This is a genomic window from Posidoniimonas polymericola (assembly GCF_007859935.1).
Taxonomy (GTDB): domain Bacteria; phylum Planctomycetota; class Planctomycetia; order Pirellulales; family Lacipirellulaceae; genus Posidoniimonas; species Posidoniimonas polymericola.
Genome location: NZ_SJPO01000016.1, coordinates 39,562 through 59,923, shown reverse-complemented (window position 1 = coordinate 59,923; position 20,362 = coordinate 39,562). Strand labels below are relative to the sequence as shown.

The following is a 20,362-nucleotide window of genomic DNA, read 5'->3' as shown; positions in this document are numbered from 1 at the left end:
TGTGAACACAGCTTGAGGAGAGCTCTAGTGCGACGAGGGATCCTGCAGCGGGTCGATCAGCAGCACCACCTGCTGATCGTAGTTCTGAGAGGTCCGCATGGTCCCGCGGTTCCAGATCAGGGCGGTCCGGCCCGGCTTCCAGCGCGGGATGATGGGGCGGAGGTTGTCGGCCTTCGAGTCGTGGGTCACCGCCCGCCACCGCCAAGATCTGCCGCCGTCGGGCGTGCGGCCCTGGAACAGCTCGTGGTGCGCGAGTCGGTCGCTGCTGTTAGGGTCCACCGAAGTCGAGATGTACACGGTGCTGGGGTCGTTGGGATCGATCGCCGCCAGGCCGGTGTAGTCCTCCTCGTTGCGGAACAGGCGCCCGCCCGCCCTGGCGAGGGGGAAGGCCCGCCATTGGCCGTCGCGGAAGACGCCGTAGAAGAACTGGTGGTCCTCAATCGAATCGTCGACGCGCGCCTTGAACAGGGCGACGACCGCGCCGTCGGCGAAGCGTTCGAAGTCGAGCATCCAGCAGTGCGTCATGGGGACGCCGTCGACATTGGTCCCGGCGGCGAACACCTGGGTCAGGTCGGTCGCCTGGGCCGCGGCGTCGGCGTCGAGCTGAGTGTCGACCGCCTTGCCATCGGCGGCGTGCAGCACGCCGCCCTCCAGGTAGCCGTGGTACAGGCTGTTGTTGAAGTTGCGGGGGTGACGCTCGGTTGCGATGAGGTCGACGCGGTCGCCCCGCTGCGAGTACTTCAGGTAGCCGTTAACGTACAGCCCGGTCGCGCCGTCGGCCTCCGAGGCGCGCACCAGCTGGCCGGCGTACTCCCACGTCTGCCCCATATCGTGCGAGACAATCGCGTTGGGGCACCGCTCGTGATTTCGCGAGATGTTGTAGATGGCGCCATCGGCAGGCAGGTAGAACAGGTTGTTGTAGGTGCAGTTGAACGTGCTGCCGCCCGGGATCGCGGCGTTCCAGTCGAACACGCGTTCGGAGTCCCACTGCTGGGAGTCGGGGTCGTAGGTGCGGAAGTAGGTCTGCGAGTTGTTGTTGTGCCCGGTGTACGCCGCCAGCACCCGCCCGTCGGGGAGCAGCAGCAGCGAGGGGACGTTGTGGTCGTCGCCGCCGCCGTAGGAGGTCAGGGCGTCACGGAGCACATCGGTTGTCGCTTCGCCGCTGGAGAGGTCGACCCGCGTCACCTCGACGTCGCCGTCCTTTTCAGGGCCGCCGTAACCTGCCCGGTTGGCGAGCGAGCCGACGTAAAGCAGGTTGCGGTCGGCGTCGACCACCGCCCGCTCGTCGCCGAACCAGCTCCAGCCACCGTTCGGGTTGATGACGACCGGACCCGGAAGCGTCGTTCTGTTGAGCGTCTCCTCGGCTACTGCAAGCGGTGGCAACAAGAGCGACAGCAGAATAGCGAACAAGCAGAACATCGTGGGGACAGCCGGATTGCTGGGAAGAGCGGTCCAGAGAAAAGCACCTGCGCAATCCACAGCATAGTTGGCTGCGCCGTTCGAAAACAGCCCCGTCCTGCGGGGACCCGAGCCTCAGAACCAAATCCTCAGCCCCAGCATCGGCCCCTGGAGCTCGGCCTCGCCGACGCGGCGGTAGTCGTAGCCGCCGAACAACTCGAGGCGGTCGGTCATCACGCCGACGGTCGCCGCCCCGTGGAGGGTCTCGGCGTGGCCGACGGTCCCCATGTCGAGTTCCGTCGACACGACCACCGGACGCCATGGGGCGAAGTCGGCCTTAATCGTAAAGTTGACGCCCGTGTCCGTTTCCACAGCGTCGCCCAGGAAATTGACGCCCATGCCGACGCGGATCAGCGACCGCTCGGTCTCGACTACCCGGTACATGGCGTTCACGTCGGCGATGCGGAGCTCGTCGTAGCCGCCGCCGGGGAGCGATTCTCGGTAGGTGTCGTACTTGAAATCAAGCGCCCAGCCGAGGCTGCCTTCGAGCTGCACGCCGAGCCCGGAGCGAGACAACCCGTCCAGGTCGCTGCCGATTTCGAACCGCACAGCGCCGAGCCATGGTTTCGCAAAACCCACCGGCTGGAGGTCGGCGAATCCTTGGTCGCCGGCGTGCGGGAAGCGGGCGAAGGTGCGGCGCAGCTCGGGCGTGATCGGCTGCTGAGGCGCCGGCGCCCAAGCTGCGGGAGCGGGCGCCGCTTGAACGATGGTCGGCTGCTCAATGATGCAGGTGGTGTGGCGAGGGATGCTCCACAGTCCCGCCCCGGCGAAGGACCATGCGCCGCAGTAGGGCGCCGCGTGGCCATGCGACGGACGGCGGAGGTCGTCGTGGTGCTCCGAACGCGGAGGACGAGCGGCCTGGCGGGCGTTGTCGAGCTTGCCGCTGCTGGGCTCCGCCTGCGGCTTTGGTGCGGATTCGGATCCGCGGGCCGCGGTGCGGGCCTTAGCGAGTTGCCCGGCGCCAGCCTGCCCGGCAGTCGTAGCGACGAGCGCGGCGAGGTAGCAGACTTGAATCAGCAGAACCTTGTGACGACGCATGGCAGCACTCCGTTGCCCGACCAAACTGTGAATGCTTGGTGTATGGCAACTAGCGCGCCATTGGCGGCGGTGCACGAAATCCTCGTATTATACACAGGTCTCCGTTCATGCTGCCGCGCGCGTGTCATCACCCGGAGGACGGGTGTCTCACGGCAGGCGGCCGCTAGCATCGACCTGCCCGAGCACGCCCGCGATGCGGCTTGCTAGCACCTCGGCCATTGCCGGGTGCTGGCCCATCGGCTCGGCGATGGCGAACGGGGTCCCGCCCTGTTGAGCCGCGGCGGCGCGGGTCAGCTCGGGGATGTCCTCGTTCCAGTGGCGGCCCGGCGCCAGAAAGAAGGGGGCGACAATCACCCGCTTGGCGCCACGCGCAACGAGCCGGGCGAACGCGTCGGCGATGCTCGGCTCGGCCAGTTCCATGTGGGCCGGCTCGACCAGCTCGACGCCGGTCTGGCCGCTGAATGACGCGACCACCTCCAGCAGCAGGTCGTTGCTTTCGGGGCGGCGCGAGCCGTGGTCGACGATGATCACGCCGATCGGCTCAGCGGCGCCAGACTGCTGGAGCAGGTCAGCCAGGCGGCGGGCGGCGTGCTGGGGAGCGGGGTCGGAGGTCATACGCGGGTGACACTACAGACTGGGCAAACGGCGGGGCAGCAGAGCCATATTGTTACCAGCGAGTCCGCCATGACCAGCCGCCACGAGCTGCGGCGATTAAGGCCAAGCGATTTTTTCACGCGGACCAACCGTCAGCGTCGCGCCGGAGGTCAGCGGGTACCGCTGCAGCACCCGCCGTACGTCGGCCGCCGTGACCGCCTCGAGCGCGTCGAGGTCTTGGCGGGCCGTGCGGTACTCGCCGCGGTGGATCCAGTTGACGCCAACGCTGAACAGCCGGCTGCGGGGCCGCTCGTTGCCGATCACCACCCGCGACTTGATCTTGCTGCGGGCGCGGTCGATCTCGTCGTCGGTGAGGCCCTCGTCCTGAGCCTGCTGCAGCACGTCGTCGAGCCGGGCGAGGTTGGCCTCGAGGTCCTGCGGCGCGCAGCTCATCCAGGTGTAGTACATGCCGAGGTCCTGGTACTCGTAGTGACCCAGGCTGGCCGACTCGACGTGGCCCGGGTCGACGAGCTCCCAGTACATGCGGCTGCCGGAGTCGTCGCCCACCGCCATGGTCAGCAGCTTTGCTGCGTAGCGGTCGTCGTCCGACGCATCAGGCCCGGCGGTCAGCTTCAGCAGGTACTGCTGGGTCGCGGTCGCCTGGGTGACGTGCTGGCGGCCGTCGGCGACCTTGGTCTCGTGCGGCGTGCGGGCGCCGTCGGTGGGGTCCCAGCCACCGCAGGCGTCTTCGACCTGCTTGACGAGGTCGTCGAAGTCGACCTTGCCGCTGGCGACGAACGTCACGGTGGACGGGCCGTACCGGCCCTCGAAGTAAGCCCGCATCGCATCCGGCGAAAGCCCACTGACGCTTTCCGAGGTCCCCAGCACGCTCCGCGCGATCGGGTGGTCGCCGAAGCAGAGCAGCTTGACCTGCTCGTCGGCCCCGTAGGGCGGCTGGTCCAGGTACATCTGGATCTCTTCCAGGATAACCTGCTTCTCCATCTCGAAGTCTTCGGTCCGCAGGCTCGGGCGGACGATGTCGGTCAGGAGGTCGACGCACTGCCGCTGGTACTCGGGCAGCACGGTGCCGTAGTAGACCGTGTGCTCCTCGCTGGTGTACGCGTTGTAGTGGGCGCCGATCTCGTCGAACTCGCGGTTGACGTCCTCGGCCGAGCGGCGCGGCGTGCCCTTGAAGGCCATGTGCTCCAGGAAGTGGCTCACGCCGGCGACCTCGTCGGTCTCGTCCCGCGCGCCGGCGCAGACGAAGGCGCCCAGCGCAGTAGACAGCGCCAGCTCGTTGCACTCCGCGACGATCTGCAGCCCGTTGGGCAGGGTGTGGCTACGAAATTCCAACGGGCGACTCCAGGGGTTCGGGGCCGAGCGTCACCAGGGTGAAGTTCTCGGGGGGCTGCTTCTCGAGGAACTGGTTGATGCTCTCGGCGGTGATCGCGTCGACAATGGCGGACAGCTCGTCCACTGGGCGGACGCGGCCCAGCCGGTACCAATCGTGGGCGAGCGAGCTGCTGCGGCTGCTCGACGATTCTTGCTGCAGGATCAGGCTGCTCTTGATGCGGGCCTTCAGGCAGTCGAGCTCGTTCTGCTTGATGCCGTCGCGCAGCTTGACGAGCTCCGCGTGGGTGACGTCGAGCGTTTCCTGGGCCCGCTCGGTGGTGGTGCCGGCGTAGCAGAACACCGCCGCGCGGTCCTTCTGTGACTGGAGCGATGCGCTCACCGTGTAGCACAGGCCGCGTTTCTCGCGGACCTCGGTGAACAGCCGGCTGCTCATGCCGCCCGACAGCACGCCGACCGAGGCCCACGCCTGGAAGTAGTCTTCGTGGTTGTACGGCACCGAGTCGTAGGCCAATCCGATGTGGCACTGGTTGGAGTCGTACGGGATGTGGCTGACGGGCGTGATCTCCGGCGCCGTGGGGGCTTCGGCGTCAGCGGGCGCCTTCCAATCGCCGAACAGCCGCTGCACCAGGTCGGAGATCTCGTCCCAGTCGAAACCGCCCGCAACGGCCAGGATTGCGCCGTCGGGCTGGTAGCGAGCGCGATGGAACGCCTCGACGTCGTACGGGGTAAGCCGCTCGACGGTTTCTACCTCGCCCTGGCTCGGCGTGCCCCAGGGGCTTGGGTAGTGCTGCCGCCGCAGCTCCTGCATCAGCTTGTGGCTTGGTTCGTCCTCGATGCCGCGGAGCTCCTGCAGGCAGACCATGCGGCCGGCCTCGATCTGCTCAGCCGGCAGATGCGGGCGGCGGAGGATGTCCGCGTACACGCCCAGCGCGGGGGCGAGGGCCTCGGCCAGTCCGCACGCACGGAACGACGCCTGCGAGACCCCGACCGACTCGCCGCGGTCGATGCCCAGGGCGTCGAGGTCGTTGATCAACGCTCGCCCGTCCCGCTCGCCGGCGCCACGCAGCGCCATCTCACAGGTCAGCGACGCCAGCCCTGCCCTGCCTTCGGGGTCGTGCCGACACCCCGCCGGGACGAGCATCGTGAACGCCGCCGACTGGAACGACGGGTTGGGCTCGCCCAGCAGCACCAGGCCGCTGGGGAGCTCGAGCTTGTGCGTATCGAGAGACAACAGGATATCCCAAGGCAGGAGGAAGAATCGCTAGCCCAGCAGCGTAGCCGCTACCCCAGCGAGTACGCAACCTCGACGGCCTTGTAGAGCGTCTTGGTGCGGCGGAAGCCGAGTCGCTGGTAGAGCCGCACGGCGGCCGTGTTGGCCGCGGTGACTTCCAGGCAGACCCGACTCAATCCGGCCTGCTGGAACCCGACGGTTGCCGCCGACACCAAAGCGGCGCCCAACCCGCGTCCGCGGTGCATTGGCGTGACGCCGACGTTCTGGATGGCCCCGGCCCGCGGCGAGGTCCTGATGCCCTGGATCGTGCCGCAGGGCTCGATCTTGCTGGGGCTCGCGACATACTCCACAAGCCAGGTAGCCTCGGGCAAGAAGCCTGGCTTGCGGGCGATCTCCCGCATCAGCCGCTCGCAGCCCTCGGCGGTCCGCAGGCAGTCGAACAGCTGGGCGTCGAGCTCTTCGCCGAAGGCCAGGTGCTTGGCCTCGGTGTGATCGAGCAGCCGTCCCGTCGACCAGGGGGCGAAGCGATAGCCAGGGGGCAACGGCGGCAGACTGAGCTCGGCGCCGATCCGCCGCTCCATCTGGAACCGTTTGTGGTAGGTCAGGCTCATCCGATTTGCATTGGTCGAGGCGCACCCGGGATAGAACCTCCCGCAGCCGCAATCTAGCCCTATTGTCCACGTGGGTCAAATCAATCTAAGCCCTCTTGCACGCAGCGTTTACGTCGGCGCGGCATTGGCGCCGATCGCTCCGGTTGTGCAGGCCTGGCGATAGGCTCTGCGCGGTTCGGGCAAGGATCTGCGGCGTGGTCAACTCGCGTCGGCCCAACACGCGGAAGCGGATGCTCAGCGAGACCATAATCGCGCTGGGTTTTTGATTCGTCAAAAAGTCTGTTATCTTGTTGGCATGAAAACACTTACTGCCTTGGCACAGGGGTCTGCCCAGGGAGCAACATCGGGCTGGCTTTTCCGCCGCACAGGCCGGCTGCTGGGGGGCATCAGCCTGTTGCTGACGGGCTTCGCTGCCTTCAGCGTGGGCTGCGGCGGTCGTCCGACTGCGGTCGACGACGGACGCACCTTGGTGGTTTGCACAACCGGTCCGGTCGGCGATTTGGTCCGCAGCATCGCCGGCGACCACGCCCGGGTCGAGGTGCTGATGGGCCCGGGCGTCGACCCGCACCTGTACCGGGAGCAGCCCGCCGACATCGACCTGCTGTCCCGCGCGGACGTCATCTTCTACAACGGTCTGCACCTGGAAGGCCGGATGGGCGACACGCTCGCCAAGCTCGGCAGACGCAAGCCGGTGCACGCCGTCGCGGAGGTGCTTGAGCGGCAGTTCCCCGACCGGTTGCTGACGCCGCCCGACTTCGCAGGCCACGCCGATCCACATGTCTGGCACGACGTCGCGCTGTGGGCCGAGTGTGTGCCGGCGGTCGCCGACCAGCTCGCCGAGGCCGACCCCGACAACGCCGACGCCTACCGCAAGGCGGCCGAGTCCTACCGATTGGAGCTGGAGGCGCTCGACCGCGAATGCCGCGACCAGCTGGCGTCGGTCCCGGCCGAAAGCCGCGTGCTGGTCACCGCGCACGACGCCTTTGCCTACTTCAGCAAGGCCTACGGGCTCGAAGCAGTGGGCCTCAAAGGCATCAGCACCGAGGACGAGGTCGACCTCAAGCACATGGACGAAGTCATTAGGCTGGTGGTCGATCGCAAGGTTCCCTGTGTGTTTGTCGAGTCGGCCGTGGCCCCGCAGATCATGGAGGCGCTCGCCGAACCGTGCCGCGACGCCGGACACGACGTCTACGTTCCTAACCGCGAAGAGCAACAGCTGTACGCCGACGCCCTCGGCAAAGCCGGCTCGGGCGCCGAATCGTATGTGGGGATGATTCGGGCAAATGTGCGGACCATCGTGGCGGGGCTTACCGGTACGCTGGCCGAGCAGCAGGAGCCCGCCGCCCCATGAGCCGAATCGCCCTGGAAGCCCACGACCTGACGGTCGCCTACCACCGCAAGCCGGTGCTGTGGAACGTCGACTTTGTGATGCCCGAGGGCAACCTGGTGGCGATCGTCGGCCCTAACGGCGCGGGCAAGACGACGCTCATCAAGGCCGCGCTCGGCCTGACGCCGATTGCCAGCGGGCACGTCGAGATCTACGGCCAGCCCTACCGCAAGCAGCGGAGCATCGTCGGCTACGTGCCGCAACGGGAGTCGGTCGACTGGGAGTTCCCGGTAACGGTCCGCGATGTCGTGATGATGGGCCTGTACGGCAAGGTCGGCTGGTTCCGCCGCCCCGGCAAGGCCGAGCGTCTGATCGCCGAGCAGCGGCTCGAGGAGGTCGGCCTCAGCGACTTCGCCAACCGCCAGATCCGCCAGCTCTCCGGCGGGCAGCAGCAGCGGGTGTTCCTGGCGCGGGCGCTCGCCCAGGACGCTCAGGTGTACTTCATGGACGAGCCGTTCGCCGGCGTCGACGCCGCGACCGAGGCCGCCATCATCCAGCTGCTGCGGACGCTCCGCCAGTCGGGCAAGACCGTTTTTGTGGTGCATCATGACCTGCAGACCGTGCGAGACTATTTCGATCAAGTGATCCTGTTGAACATGCGGTTGGTGGCGAGCGGCCCGGTGCCAGAGATCTTCACCACCGCCAACCTGCAGCGGACCTACGGCGGCCGGCTGACGATCCTCGAGCAGGCGGCCGAGGCCGTGCGGCAGGGAGAACCGGCCAAGTGATGCTCGCCTCGTTCGTCGCGAAGATCACGCTTGGCGCCGCTCTGCTCGGCGGGGTCGCCGGCGTGGTCGGCGGCCTGGCTGTGCTGCGGAAGCGTTCGCTGATGGGCGACGTGCTGTCGCACGCCGCGCTGCCCGGCATCTGCATCGCGTACCTGGTGTTCAACTCACGGAGCCTGCCGCTGCTGTCGCTCGGCGCGTTGTCGACCGGGCTGCTGGCGGCGGCGGCGATCGCGTTGGTGACCCGCTGGACCCGCACCCGCGAAGACGCCGCGATGGCCCTGACGCTCAGCACCTTTTTCGGCGCCGGCGTTGTGCTGCTGACCGTGGTCCAGCAGCAGGCGCGAGGCAACCAGGCGGGGCTGGCGTCGTACCTGTTCGGCGAGATCGCGGCGCTCCGCTCGCAGGACGTTGTGCTGATCGGCGTCGTGGCCGCGGTGTTGCTGGTGGTCGTGACGCTGCTGCACAAGGAACTCAAGACCCTCTGCTTCGACGACGAGTTCGCCCGCTCGCAGGGCTGGCCGACGCTGGCGATGGACATCGGCATGATGGCCGCGGTGGCGGTAGTGACCGTGGTCGGCCTGCCCGTGTGCGGGGTGGTGCTGATGGCGGCGATGCTGATCATGCCGTGCGTCGCCGCCCGGTACTGGTCGAACCGCTTGGGAGTCGTGCTCTCGGCCAGCGGCGTGATCGGCGCCGCGTCCGCCGCGTGCGGCGTGCTCGCCGCGGCGCCGGGCGGGTTGGCGGGAACACCGCTGGGGCGATTTACCCAGGGGATGCCGCCCGGGCCGCTGATCGTGGTGGCCGGCGGCCTGGTGTTCGCTGCCTCGGCGCTGCTGGCCCCCGAGCAGGGCCTGCTCGGCCGGGCCCGACGCACGCTCGGCATGCGGGTCCACATGGCCCACGACCACCTGCTGCGGCTGATGTTCGAAGCGGGCGAGCCCGCGCTGCCGGCGCGAGAGCCGATCGCGTTGGCGGGGGTCCTCGGACGCATGAGCGCAACTCCTGTCACTAAGTACCTCGCCCGACTGCGGGCCATCTGGCAGGGGCAGATCGAGCGGACCGGTCCCGCCGAGTACGCCCTGACTTCCAAAGGCCTGGCGGCCGCCGCCCGCGTCACCCGTGCGCACCGACTGTGGGAGCAGTTCCTCGTCGAGCACGCCGACATCGCGGCCGACCATGTGCACCGCTCGGCCGACGATATCGAGCACGTCCTGCCGGCGCACCTGGTCGACGAACTCGAGCGCGAACTCCATTACGCGGGCCGCCTGCCGCTAGCAGCGTCGGGGGTGGCCGTGCCGCAATCGCCCCACGTGATCCCGCCGCCGCGTTAGCTGCCGGCCGCAGCAAGCCAATGTTTGCCTACCCGCTTACCCCCTGAATCCGTGATCGCCGACCTGCTCGATTCTGTCGCCAACCGCGCTATGCTGGTCGCCCTGACCTGCAACGCGTCGTGCGCGCTGGTCGGCTGCTACCTGGTGCTGCGGCGCGTCAGCCTGATGGGCGACGCGCTGTCGCACGCCGTGCTCCCCGGTTTGGTGATCGCCTTCGTGATTTCTGGCAGCACCGGCCCGGGCGCCATGCTGGTCGGCGCCCTGGCCGCCGGGGTCGCCACGACGTTCCTCACGCAGACCGTGCAGCGGTTCGGGCGGCTCGCGCCGGACGCCAGCCTGGGCGTGGTCTACACGACGCTGTTCGCGGTCGGCGTGCTGCTGGTGAAACGGTTTGTCTCGGAGATCCACTTCGATATCGCTTGCGTTTACGAGGGGTCGCTGCTGCAGGTCGCGCTCGACACGTTCGAGTTTGCGGGCGCCGAAGTCCCCAGGGCGATGATCTCATCGGGTTTGGTCTTGCTGATCGTGCTGGGGTGCCTTTCGCTGTTCTGGAAGGAATTGAAGATCAGCTCCTTCGACGCCACGCTGGCGGACACGCTTGGGCTAGCGCCGGGGTGGATGCACTACCTGCTGATGCTGCTGGTCTCGTTGGCGACTGTCACCTCGTTCGAGGCGATCGGCTCGATCCTGGTGGTGGCGATGCTCATCGCGCCCGCGGCTGCGGCCCAGCTGCTGGTCAACCGCCTGGGCCCGATGCTGCTTGTATCGGTGGTGCTATCGTCCGCGGCGACCGTGCTTGGCTACCAGGCGGCTGTTTACTGGAATGTCTCGCCCGGCGGGGCGATCGCGGTCGCCGCCGGGCTGGTCTACGTGCTGGCGGCCGTGTTCAGCCCCACCGAGGGCTTCCTCGCCCGGCTGCTCAACAACGCCCGGCTGGCGCTGCGGGTCCGCCGCGAGGACGTGCTGGCGTACTTGTACCGTCAGGACGAGGCCGCCTCCGACGCGTTCTCCCGTCTGGCCGACGTGCTGTCCGCCGCGGACGGCGGGCAGATGGCTCGGGTCGCGGTTTCGCAGCTGCGCCGCGAGTCGCTGGTTCAGATCACCGCGGACCGCGTGCGGCTTACTCCGGAGGGCAGGTCCGCCGCCGCCGAGCTGGTCCGCGCCCACCGGTTGTGGGAGTCGTACCTGGTCGACCGCGTCGGCATCCAGACCGACCACGTGCACGACGCGGCCCACGTCATGGAGCACGTGCTCGACGCGGGCATGCGGGAGCAGATCGCCAAGCAGCTCGGCGTCGAGACCGACCCGCACGGCAAGGAGATCCCGTAACGCAGCCCTCAATCAATTTTTCTCGATCAGCCCTCGCAGCGTCCGCAAGTTGATCACGTCGAGGTCCTCGCCTTCTTCTTCGCCCTTGGGAGTTTCTAGGTACATCGGTTTGCGGGCAAAGCGGCGGTCGTTCATGAGGTGGCGGAACGGGTTGAGGCCCATCTCGCCGCGGCCGATGTGCTCGTGCCGGTCGACCCGCGAGCCGAGCGGCTTCTTGCTGTCGTTCAGGTGGATCGCCTGCACGCACGCCAGGCCGACGACCAGGTTGAGCTCCTTGACCGTGGCCTTCCACTCGTCCTCGGTGTCGAGCGGGTAGCCGGCGGCAAACGTGTGGCAGGTGTCGATGCACACGCCCATCCGGTCGGGGTGGCGGCACTTGTCGATGATGGTCGCCAGGTGCTCGAAGCGGCGCCCCAGGTTGCTGCCCTGCCCCGCGGTGTTCTCCAGCAGCACCTGCGATCCGACGCCCGGCGTCTGCTTGTGGATCTCGTTGAGCGCCTTGGCGATCCGCTTGAGGCCGGCCTCCTCGCTGCTGGTGGTGAATGACCCGGGGTGCATCACGACAAACGGGATGCCCAGCAGATCGGCCCGCTGCAGCTCGATCACCATCGCGTCGATCGACTTCTTCCAGAGCTCGTCATCGGGGCTGGCCAAGTTGATCAAGTACGAGGCGTGCGATATCGGCTGGCGGATCTTCTGGCTCTTGAGCGCGCCGCGGAACCGGTCGACGTCGTCGTCGGAGATCGGCTTGGCCCGCCACTGGTTGTTGTTCTTGGTAAAGACCTGCACGCAGTCGCAGCCTGCGGCCGCGGCGGCGTCGACGGCTTTGTAGTAGCCGCCGGCGATCGACATGTGAGCTCCTAGGTTTGGCATGGCGGCCATCGTAGCAGCCAGGCCAGGCATGCGGTATCGGGCCGCTCGGCGCCGGGCGGCGACTTTTGTCCCCAATTCCGACATCGGTTCGTAGGGACAAAAGTCGGGCGCTATCGCCGGCCCCAAGGGCCGGTCTACGCTTCTCTCGCAGTGTCTGCGTCGCTAACCGCCGATTTCGAAGCCCGACTTTTGTCCCTTTCTGCTCGTGCGGGGGGACAAAACTTCTGCGGGGTAAGGTCGCGAGCCATGCCCCGTTAGCCGGCTGCGTAGCCGTCCCCCGGAAGGAGAGCCGCGTGTCCCTATTTGAGCACTGCGGGTGGCTCTTTTCCGCTGCAAAACCGGTGCCTTGGCCATAGCCCTCCTTTCTTCCCCCGCCGCTATGAGCACGCACGGCTTGGTTCGGGCCCGACGGGTCGGGGGCCGCCCGAAAGAGCACTTTGGTGTAAGCGGATTGCCCCTCAGCAGAGTACACTTAGGGTAGGTGCCCCGAGCCGGTCGGGCCGTGGCGTATGCTCCGGAGGCCGCCGCCCAGTGAACGCGGCCCCGCAGGCTCCTCCTCTCCTCGTTCAAGGGACGCGACCATGCAAGGTCTCGCAGGCTTCCTGGTGCTGATGGGCGCCGGCTCGTTCGTGCTGAACATGCTCAACCGCGAGTTTGTGCTGCTCGGTTGGATCGACAACTGGGGCGCCGCAACCGGAACGCTGATCCGCGTTGGGATGATCGTCGCCGGCATCGGCCTGTTCGTAGTCGGCGCGATGATGGAGCCCGACGAAGAGGACGAAGAGCTCGCCCGCGACGCCACGCGGCACTTGTAGCGGCGTGCGGCGAACGGCCTGGGCGGCTACAATCGGGCGTGCTGCATTTTGCCACCCGTCCCCTCAGCCACCCGAGACCGACGATGCGCCTGCCTGCTGTTGCCGCTCTGCTGGTTGCTTCGACTGCTGCTTTCGCCCTCTCGGCCGAGCCACCCGAACCGTATGGCCCGACGCCATCGGAGCGGCAGCTCCGCTGGCATGAGCTTGAGGTGTATGGGTTCGTGCACTTCACCGTGAACACGTTCACGGACAAAGAATGGGGCTACGGCGACGAGTCGCCCGGCGTGTTTGATCCCTCCGACTTCGACCCGGACCAGATCGTCACCGTGGCGAAGCAAGGCGGTCTGCGTGGTTTGATCCTCACGGCCAAGCACCATGACGGCTTCTGCCTGTGGCCCACGGCCTACACCAACCACAGCGTCAAGAACAGCAACTGGCGTGACGGCCAGGGCGATGTCGTCCGCGAGATGGCCGACGCGTGCCGGCGGCACGGCCTCGAGTTTGGCGTGTACCTCTCGCCGTGGGACCGCAACCACCCGGACTATGGCAGGCCCGAGTACCTCACCTACTACCGCAACCAGCTCCGCGAGTTGCTGACCGGCTACGGGCCGCTGTTCGAGGTGTGGTTCGACGGCGCCAACGGGGGCGATGGTTACTACGGCGGCGCCCGCGAGCGGCGCTCGATCGACAACCGCACCTACTACGACTGGCCTGCAACCCATCAGATCGTGCGCGAGCTGCAGCCCGCCGCCTGCCTGTTTAGCGACGCCGGCCCCGACATCCGCTGGGTGGGGAACGAGAAGGGGCACGCCGGGCCGACCTGCTGGAACACGGTTACGGGCAAGGGCGTGTGGCCCGGGCACGCGGACACGGCCATTCTTAACCAGGGCGAGCGGGACGGCCAGTTCTGGCGACCCGCGGAGGTCGATGTCTCGATCCGGCCGGGCTGGTTCTACCACGCCAGCGAAGACAGCCGGGTAAAGTCCCCCGACGAGCTGATGGAAATCTACTTCAAGTCGGTGGGGCGCGGGGCCAACCTGCTGCTGAATCTGCCGCCAGACCGGCGGGGGCAAATCCACGAGCAGGACGCCGAGTCGCTGGCCGACTGGGGCGCGCAGCTGAAGCAGACTTTCGCGGTCAACTTGGCCGCCGACGCAACCGCTACTGCGACCAACACCCGCGGCGACGATTCTGCCTTCGCGCCCGCCAATGTCGTTGACGATCGACGCGACACCTACTGGTGCACCGACGATGCGGTCACTACGGCCGAGCTTGAGCTGCGGCTCCCTCGGCCGGCGAGCTTCGACCTCGTGCGGATCCGCGAGCGCCTGCCGCTAGGACAACGCATCGATGCCGTCGAGTTCGACGTCTGGGAGGACGGCCAATGGCGCACGGTAGGCGAAGCGACCAGCATCGGCGCCCAGCGGCTGATCCGCATCCCCGAGGTTACCGCCGACCGCGTGCGGGTAAGGGTCACCCAGGCCGCCGCCTGCCCGGCGATCTCGGAGTTGGGGCTCTTCAAGCTGGCCGAATAGGCGGGCCCATTCTCTGTGGGCATTCGGGCTCTCTGGGCATTTGGGCTGGCGTCGCTAGAATCATCCGCACGTCCCGCTCAACCTTTGGAGCCCACGCCCGATGCTTATCGCCCGTATCTATCTCGCCCTGGTTGGCGTGCTGTACGCCGCTCTGGCGTTCTACTGTTCGCTCAAGCCGGGCGAGGCCGCCCAGAAAGTCGGCTTTGAGCGGCTGGGAGACTCCGGGAAGTCGGAGTTCCTAACGGTCTACGGCGGGCTCGAGTTTGGCCTCGCGTTGCTGCTGCTGGCGCCGGTGGTGCGGCCCGCGACCACCGGCTACGCGTTGTTCGCGTGCATCGCGGTGCACGGCTCGCTGGTGGCGTTCCGGGCGGTGAGCGTGGCGTTCTACCGAGATATCTCGCCGTTCACGACCCGGCTGGCGATCGGCGAGTGGGTGATCTTCCTGCTCTCGCTCGGCGTCTGGTGGCTGCTGCGGCGGAGCGAAGCCTGAGGGCGGAGTGCTGCAGCCTCGAAGACGCGACGGGGCCGGATTGAGGACTTGGGGGCCTTGGCCTAGAATCTGCCTTTTCGACAGGCAATCCATCCCCCCACCCCAACCCACTCCCCCCGACGACTTCCATGGAACGCACGCTGATTCTTCTCAAGCCCGACGCCGTCCAACGCCGTCTGATGGGCACGCTGATCTCTCGCTTCGAGGAGAAGGGCCTCAACTTCGTTGCGATGAAGCTGCTGAAGATCACGCCCGAGCTGGCCAAGCAGCACTACGCCGAGCATGTCGAGAAGGGGTGGTACCCGACCCTGGAGAACTTCATCACCGGCGGCCCGGTCGTGGCCGCGGTGCTCGAGGGCCTCGAGGCAATTCAGGTGGTGCGCGACATGCTGGGCGCGACCAGCGGACTGAAGGCGGCGCCCGGCACGATCCGTGGCGACTTCAGCTCGAGCCGCCAGATGAACCTGGTGCACGGCTCCGACGGCCCGGACGCCGCGGACCGTGAGATCAAGCTCTATTTCAAGCCGGAGGAGATCGTCGAGGGCGACCTGCACCTCACGCCGTGGCTGCGGGCCGGCGACGAGTAGTCTGCTAGGCTCCGCGGACTACAAGACGAATAAACGCCGAGGGCCGTCGCAAGACGGCCCTCGTGCTGTTTGCGGAGTCGGTGGCGGTCTTACTGACGCAGCAGCGAGACGCTCACCTGCATCAACCGGTCGCCGAGCAGCACGGCCTCGGGGTCGTCGTGCTCGAAGGTGACGTTTAAGAATTCGAGGCCCCGGGCATACGCGATCGAGTAGCCCTGGCCAACGATCACCGACGGGACCGTGATCTGGTTGAACGCCCAGTCGGTGCGGGCGAGCGACGACTTGACGCCGCCGACGATAATGTTGGTGATCTCACCGGCGCCGTCGACAACCTGCGAGGTGAGTTCGGTGTAGGTGTCGCCGAGCAGGCCCTCAACCGCCTTGATGGCGAAACGCTCGGCCAGGTTGACGGTCACGAAGCCCGACACGGCCCCGTGCACGCCGATCATGCCGGTGATGTTGCCGGTTTCTCGCGCCGGCACCGACGACACGCCCACGCAGCGGGCGGTGACGCCGCACATCTGCAGGCCCTTGGTGACGGCCCCGACAACGGAGTCGAGCAGGTCGGTGTTGGCGCCCACGTGACAGGTGGCGGGCGAAGCGTTTTCGGCGACAGCGGCAGACATGCGTGAGTTCCATCCAGGGGCGTACCCCGGTCGTCACTAGCGGCGACCGGCACGCGAAAGTATGGGTCGCAAAGCAGACAACAACCTCGCCTACGCCGAGATTTGCACCAGTCTGCCGCGGCCGTCTGCCCGACTTCCTGCCCTGGCGTTGCAACCGTCACAACCGGACTACGACTCGGCGGCGACGCGGTTGGTGGCCAACCCGTACCGCTTGATCTTGCGGTCGAGGGTCGAGCGTTCGATGCCGAGGATGCCGGCGGTCTTGCTCTTGTTCCAGCCGGTGGCGATCAGGGTCGCGAGGATGTGGTCCTTCTCCATGTCGGCCAGCGAGGTGGGCTCGAAGCCGCGTCGGCCGTCGTTCGACGAGGCGCCGACCTCCGTGTCGCCGGCCGTTTTGAGGGTCGACAGGACCAGGTCCGAGGCGTCGATAAACTCGCCGCGAGTCAGCACCACCGCCCGCTCGATGACGTTCTTCATCTCCCGCACGTTGCCGGGCCAGCGGTAGCGGAGCATCTCCTCCATCGCCTTGGGCGTGAAGCCCTGGATCCGCCGCCCGGTGTCGGTGTTGAACCAGCGGAGGAAGTGCTCGGCCAGGAGCGGGATGTCCTCGGGCCGCTTGCGGAGGCCGGGCACGATGATCTCCAGCACGTGCAGCCGGAAGTAGAGGTCGCGGCGGAAGTTGCCCTCGGCGACCTCCCGCTCTAGGTCGCGGTTGGTGGCCGCGATCACGCGGACGTCGACCTTGATGGCCTCGCTGCCGCCGACGCGCTCGAACGGGTGGCCCTCCAGCACGCGGAGGAACTTGGCCTGGATGGTGGGGCTCATCTCGCCGATCTCGTCGAGTATCAGCGTGCCGGTGTGGGCGGCCTCGAACTTGCCCTTCTTCCTGTCGGTGGCGCCGGTGAACGCGCCCTTCTCGTGGCCGAACAGCTCGCTCTCGAGCAGCGTCTCGGAGAGGGCGGCGCAGTTCAGGCAGACGAACGGGCCCTTGCGGCGGGGGCTGGAGAAGTGCACCGCCCGCGCCACCAGTTCCTTGCCGACGCCCGACTCGCCGCGGATCAGCACCGTGGCGCGGCTGGGCGCCGCACGGGCGACCTCCTGGTTGACCTTCTGGATCGCCTCGCTAGAGCCGATGATCTCGCTCTGCACGCCGAGCTGCTCGCGGAGCTGGACGTTCTCGTCCTTGACCTGGCTGAGGTCCTGAGTCAGGGCCGCCCGCTGATTGAGGTTCTGCAGCGCCACCGCGATGGTGTCCGCGACCGCGAGCGAGAACTCGAGGTCGTCCGGGTCGATCGGCTTCGCGGAGTCGGTTGTGTACAGGTGGACGAGCCCCAGCACCTCGCCCTGCCAGCGGATTGGCGCGCACAGCACGCCGGTGGCGAGGATGTCGCCGCTGGAGTCGCGGGCGCCGAGCTGGCTGTCGTCCATCACGTTGCGGGCCAGCACCCCCTGCCCCTCGCGGAGCACGGTGCCGCTCAAGAACGACGAGACCCGCTGGTAGCGGTGGCTGGTCTCGGTGCGCGAGGCGACGACCTCCAGCTTGTCGTTCATCTCGGTCCCGGAGGCGGCCCCGCCGCGGAGCAGCACGGCCCCGGCGTCAACGCCAACGCTATCGAACAGGCCGTCCAGCGCGGTGTTGGCTAGCGAGGCGACGTCGGTCGCCTTGGCGAGCGTGAACGCGATGCGGCAGAGCGAGGCCGCCGCGCGGCCCACCTTCGGGATCGGCGCGTCGGCGTCGCTGACCGAGGGCTCGAGGTACCGGCTCTGCTCGCGGCGGTGGGTGATCTGCGTCGGTTCGACGCTGTCCAGCAGCACGCTCTCGTCGTCGTCGTACTCGAGCGTGTGCTGCGGCGAGTCGTTCTCGACCGAGCGGGCGGTCCGCAGCACGCTGCCCGAATCGGGGAACGCCTGCGACAAGTTGTCGACGAACGCCAGGTGCGAGCTGCCGATCCGCACGATGTCGCCCGGCGTGAGCACGCGGTCCTCGCTGACCCGGTCGCCGTTGACAAAGGTGCCGTTGCGGCTGTCGAGGTCGCGGAGTGTCCAATTGCCCTGCGAGAGGAAGACCTCGCTGTGCACGCGGCTGCAACGCTCGTCCTTGATGCAGATGACGTTGGTTGGGGCACGACCAACCGTAACGCTCTCGCCCTCTACCAGGCGGAAGACGTCGGTCCACTTGGACCCTTCGCGGATTACGAGGTACGCCGTCAGGCTCATGGACATTCTGAGGTGAGCAGGCCCGCCCCGTCGGGTGGACCCAGTGGCCCGGCCAGCAAAGGAGGCCTTGTGTAGCAAAACGCAACACTTCGCACTCTCTCAAGGTACGGTCAGCCCCTTGGAAATTCAAGCGAGATCGGTCGGAAATAGTGAATTGCCAGAGACTTACGGAGCGTCGAGTCTGATCGGCAACCCGCGGTCCCAGCAGGCGAGAGCCGTTATTCCCGGAAACGGCTTGGGGCGCCCGGATTCAACCGGCAAGGAGGCCGACTTAATTGCGGTCTTCTAAACGAAAGCGTTTGATAGCTCTAGACTTAGCAACTATTCTGGAGTCTTGCGGAACAAATCGCCCGCCACAATGCGAAGAGGCTGCTCTGGCGGGGTCTCTATTTTATTCGGAGGATGCGTCCGATGCGTCGGTGTCTAAACGCCCAGAGTGTCTCGACCTACGCCGCAATCGCGGTGATGGCCCTGTGCTGCAACCCCAGCCAGGCGCAGTTCTTCCGGGGCGGCGCCGTTGGTGGCGTGAGCATTGACGCCCACGGCGTGCTCACCGCGCCCGAGGTAGGCCAGAACGAACAGATGATGCAGGCCTGGCAGAAGGGCCTGAAGCCCGCGCCGGCCGATCTGCAGCAGTACACCGACATGCGATACGTGTCGCTGCGGCGGCTCGAAGAGCAGGTCGCTAAGAGCCGCGCCGCGGGCGAGCAGCTTCCCGAGGGGGTCGCCTGCATGGCCGGCCTGCTGCGGGTCGAGTACGTGTTTGTTTACCCCGAGCAGGGCGACGTCGTCCTGGCGGGCCCGGCCGAGGGCTGGAAGGTCGACCGGCTCGGCAATGTGGTCGGCGCCACGTCGAACCGCCCGGTGCTGATGCTCGAGGACCTGATGGTCGCGCTGCGGTCCAACAAGGTGAGCGGCGGCCCGGTGATCAGCTGCTCAATCGACCCCACCGAAGAAGGCCTGCGTCGGGCCCAGCAGGTCGCGTCGCGTTTCACGTCGGCAACCACGTCCGCGGCCGCTGGCCGGCGGATGGAGGAAGCCCTCGGCCCGCAGGTGATCACGGTCACCGGCGTGCCGGCCACGAGCCATTTTGCCCGCGCGATTGTGGCGGCCGACTTCCGCATGAAGCGGCTGGCGATGAACTTCGAGCCGGCGCCGATCGACGGCATGCCGAGCTACCTGCACCTCGCCGGCAAGAACACCGACGCCTTTCCGCGGTGGTGGCTGGCCGCCAACTACGAGCCGCTGCTGCAGGACCCGCAGGGCCTGGCGTGGCAGCTCCGCGGTCAGGGCGTGAAGTGCATGACCGAAACCGACTTTGTCGACGCCCAGGGCCGCCGCACCCACAGCGGCAAGGCGAGCCCCAACGCCCAGAAGTGGGCCGACCTGCTGACCGAGCGGTTTGAGGACCTGGCGAATGAGGACTCTGCCTTCGGCCAGCTCCGCAACGTGATGGACCTGTCGGTCGTCGCGGCGCTGCTCCACAAGGAAGGCCTGATCGAGCATGTCGGCCTTGAGCTGCCGGAGATGATGACCGGCTACGAGCTAGAAGAATTCCCCGCACCCCGCGAGGTTGCCTCGCAGGCGAGCTTCCTCAACAAGCGTGGAAAACGGATCGTCACCGCGTCGGGCGGCGTGCAGCTGACCCCGTGGCACGTGGCCGAGAACCTCCAAGAAACCACCGAGCTGGCCCCGGCCCGCGAGCAGGCAATCGCCAAGGCGGGCGCCGCGTGGTGGTGGCAGTAACCCAGGCCACCCGCGGCTGATCGACAGCCGGCGGGCAAGTCTGACGTCAATAACAAAGGCCGGCCGACGCGAATCTAGCGTCGGCCGGCCTTTCTCTTTTCTCGCCGGACAAAGGTTGCCCTCGCAACAGCATTTGCGAGAATCATGCGATGAACTTCCGCTTTTCCATCCGCACGGCATTGATCGGACTGACGCTGGGCGCCGGGTTTTCGCTGGTGCTGGCGCAGGCCGCCCGGGGCGAGGACTGGGCCCTGGGCGTGGTAATCGGCGCCGTGGCCCTGCCGGCCGCGCTGCTGCCGTGCGCGGCGTGGACGCTGGTGATCAGGGGGACGTCGGCGCTGCTGGCAGCGCGAGCCACCGAACCACGCACAAACCCGACCGACGCCCCCCACCCCGCGTCTGATTAGCCCCGC

General features: G+C 67.4%; 19 protein-coding genes. 10 read left to right on the top strand and 9 right to left on the bottom strand.

The features are described 5' to 3' along the window. Positions 1–24: 24 nt before the first annotated feature. From Pla123a_RS23330 to Pla123a_RS23305, 6 genes are all read right to left on the bottom strand, one after another. A complete protein-coding gene (locus Pla123a_RS23330) occupies positions 25–1,419 on the bottom strand; it encodes a BNR-4 repeat-containing protein (protein WP_146591564.1) in 1,395 nt (464 codons plus the stop codon). A 114-nt stretch (positions 1,420–1,533) separates the two neighbouring features. Then, entirely contained in the window at positions 1,534–2,496 is a 963-nt protein-coding gene (locus tag Pla123a_RS23325; protein ID WP_146591562.1) for a hypothetical protein, read from the bottom strand. 147 nt (positions 2,497–2,643) lie between these two features. Next, a complete protein-coding gene (locus Pla123a_RS23320) occupies positions 2,644–3,111 on the bottom strand; it encodes a CbiX/SirB N-terminal domain-containing protein (protein WP_146591560.1) in 468 nt (155 codons plus the stop codon). A 96-nt stretch (positions 3,112–3,207) separates the two neighbouring features. Then, positions 3,208–4,443 carry a M16 family metallopeptidase gene (locus tag Pla123a_RS23315; protein WP_146591558.1) on the bottom strand — a complete coding sequence of 412 codons (1,236 nt, stop codon included), beginning with the start codon at positions 4,441–4,443 and terminating at the stop codon, positions 3,208–3,210. Further along, positions 4,430–5,674, bottom strand: coding sequence for a M16 family metallopeptidase (locus Pla123a_RS23310; RefSeq protein WP_231956611.1), 1,245 nt, complete (start codon positions 5,672–5,674; stop codon positions 4,430–4,432). The genes Pla123a_RS23315 and Pla123a_RS23310 overlap by 14 nt, the downstream gene beginning before the upstream one ends. A 50-nt stretch (positions 5,675–5,724) precedes the next feature. After that, positions 5,725–6,285 carry a GNAT family N-acetyltransferase gene (locus Pla123a_RS23305; RefSeq protein WP_146591556.1) on the bottom strand — a complete coding sequence of 187 codons (561 nt, stop codon included), beginning with the start codon at positions 6,283–6,285 and terminating at the stop codon, positions 5,725–5,727. 313 nt (positions 6,286–6,598) lie between these two features. Here Pla123a_RS23305 and Pla123a_RS23300 point away from each other — a divergent pair, with 313 nt between their 5' ends. The 4 genes from Pla123a_RS23300 to Pla123a_RS23285 are packed head-to-tail and all read left to right on the top strand — an operon-like array spanning position 6,599 to position 11,060. After that, positions 6,599–7,636, top strand: a complete 1,038-nt coding sequence (locus Pla123a_RS23300; RefSeq protein ID WP_231956610.1) for a metal ABC transporter solute-binding protein, Zn/Mn family — start codon at positions 6,599–6,601, stop codon at positions 7,634–7,636. Next, entirely contained in the window at positions 7,633–8,400 is a 768-nt protein-coding gene (locus Pla123a_RS23295; RefSeq protein ID WP_146591552.1) for a metal ABC transporter ATP-binding protein, read from the top strand. Before Pla123a_RS23300 ends, Pla123a_RS23295 begins: the two co-directional genes overlap by 4 nt. Continuing rightward, positions 8,400–9,731: a metal ABC transporter permease gene (locus Pla123a_RS23290; protein WP_146591550.1), complete on the top strand. Its 1,332-nt coding sequence runs from the start codon at positions 8,400–8,402 to the stop codon at positions 9,729–9,731. Before Pla123a_RS23295 ends, Pla123a_RS23290 begins: the two co-directional genes overlap by 1 nt. Positions 9,732–9,782: 51 nt before the next feature. Next, positions 9,783–11,060 carry a metal ABC transporter permease gene (locus Pla123a_RS23285; protein WP_146591548.1) on the top strand — a complete coding sequence of 426 codons (1,278 nt, stop codon included), beginning with the start codon at positions 9,783–9,785 and terminating at the stop codon, positions 11,058–11,060. Between the two features lie 12 nt (positions 11,061–11,072). On the opposite strand, the gene Pla123a_RS23280 is transcribed toward Pla123a_RS23285, so the two are convergent. After that, positions 11,073–11,933, bottom strand: a complete 861-nt coding sequence (locus Pla123a_RS23280) for a deoxyribonuclease IV (RefSeq protein ID WP_146591546.1) — start codon at positions 11,931–11,933, stop codon at positions 11,073–11,075. Between the two features lie 581 nt (positions 11,934–12,514). On the opposite strand from Pla123a_RS23280, the gene Pla123a_RS23275 reads away from it, so the two are divergent. From Pla123a_RS23275 to ndk, 4 genes are all read left to right on the top strand, one after another. Next, positions 12,515–12,748, top strand: a complete 234-nt coding sequence (locus tag Pla123a_RS23275; RefSeq protein ID WP_146591545.1) for a hypothetical protein — start codon at positions 12,515–12,517, stop codon at positions 12,746–12,748. Between the two features lie 83 nt (positions 12,749–12,831). Then, the gene (locus Pla123a_RS23270; protein ID WP_146591543.1) at positions 12,832–14,283 is read left to right on the top strand and encodes an alpha-L-fucosidase; all 1,452 of its coding nucleotides are present in this window, start codon (positions 12,832–12,834) and stop codon (positions 14,281–14,283) included. Between the two features lie 100 nt (positions 14,284–14,383). After that, a complete protein-coding gene (locus Pla123a_RS23265; protein ID WP_146591541.1) occupies positions 14,384–14,773 on the top strand; it encodes a DUF4345 family protein in 390 nt (129 codons plus the stop codon). Positions 14,774–14,901: 128 nt separating this feature from the next. After that, positions 14,902–15,360 (top strand): nucleoside-diphosphate kinase, encoded by a 459-nt coding sequence (gene ndk, locus Pla123a_RS23260; RefSeq protein ID WP_146591539.1) that lies wholly within the window; start codon positions 14,902–14,904, stop codon positions 15,358–15,360. A gap of 89 nt (positions 15,361–15,449) precedes the next feature. Here the strand turns inward: ndk and Pla123a_RS23255 are convergent, their stop codons facing one another. Next, positions 15,450–15,986, bottom strand: coding sequence for a chemotaxis protein CheX (locus tag Pla123a_RS23255; RefSeq protein WP_146591537.1), 537 nt, complete (start codon positions 15,984–15,986; stop codon positions 15,450–15,452). A 168-nt stretch (positions 15,987–16,154) separates the two neighbouring features. Then, positions 16,155–18,203 (bottom strand): sigma 54-interacting transcriptional regulator, encoded by a 2,049-nt coding sequence (locus Pla123a_RS23250; RefSeq protein WP_231956609.1) that lies wholly within the window; start codon positions 18,201–18,203, stop codon positions 16,155–16,157. Positions 18,204–18,614: 411 nt separating this feature from the next. Between Pla123a_RS23250 and Pla123a_RS23245 the strand changes: the two genes are divergently transcribed. Next, positions 18,615–19,949 carry a DUF1598 domain-containing protein gene (locus tag Pla123a_RS23245; protein WP_197528227.1) on the top strand — a complete coding sequence of 445 codons (1,335 nt, stop codon included), beginning with the start codon at positions 18,615–18,617 and terminating at the stop codon, positions 19,947–19,949. Positions 19,950–20,098: 149 nt separating this feature from the next. Further along, entirely contained in the window at positions 20,099–20,356 is a 258-nt protein-coding gene (locus Pla123a_RS23240) for a hypothetical protein (protein WP_146591533.1), read from the top strand. Positions 20,357–20,362 lie beyond the last annotated feature (6 nt).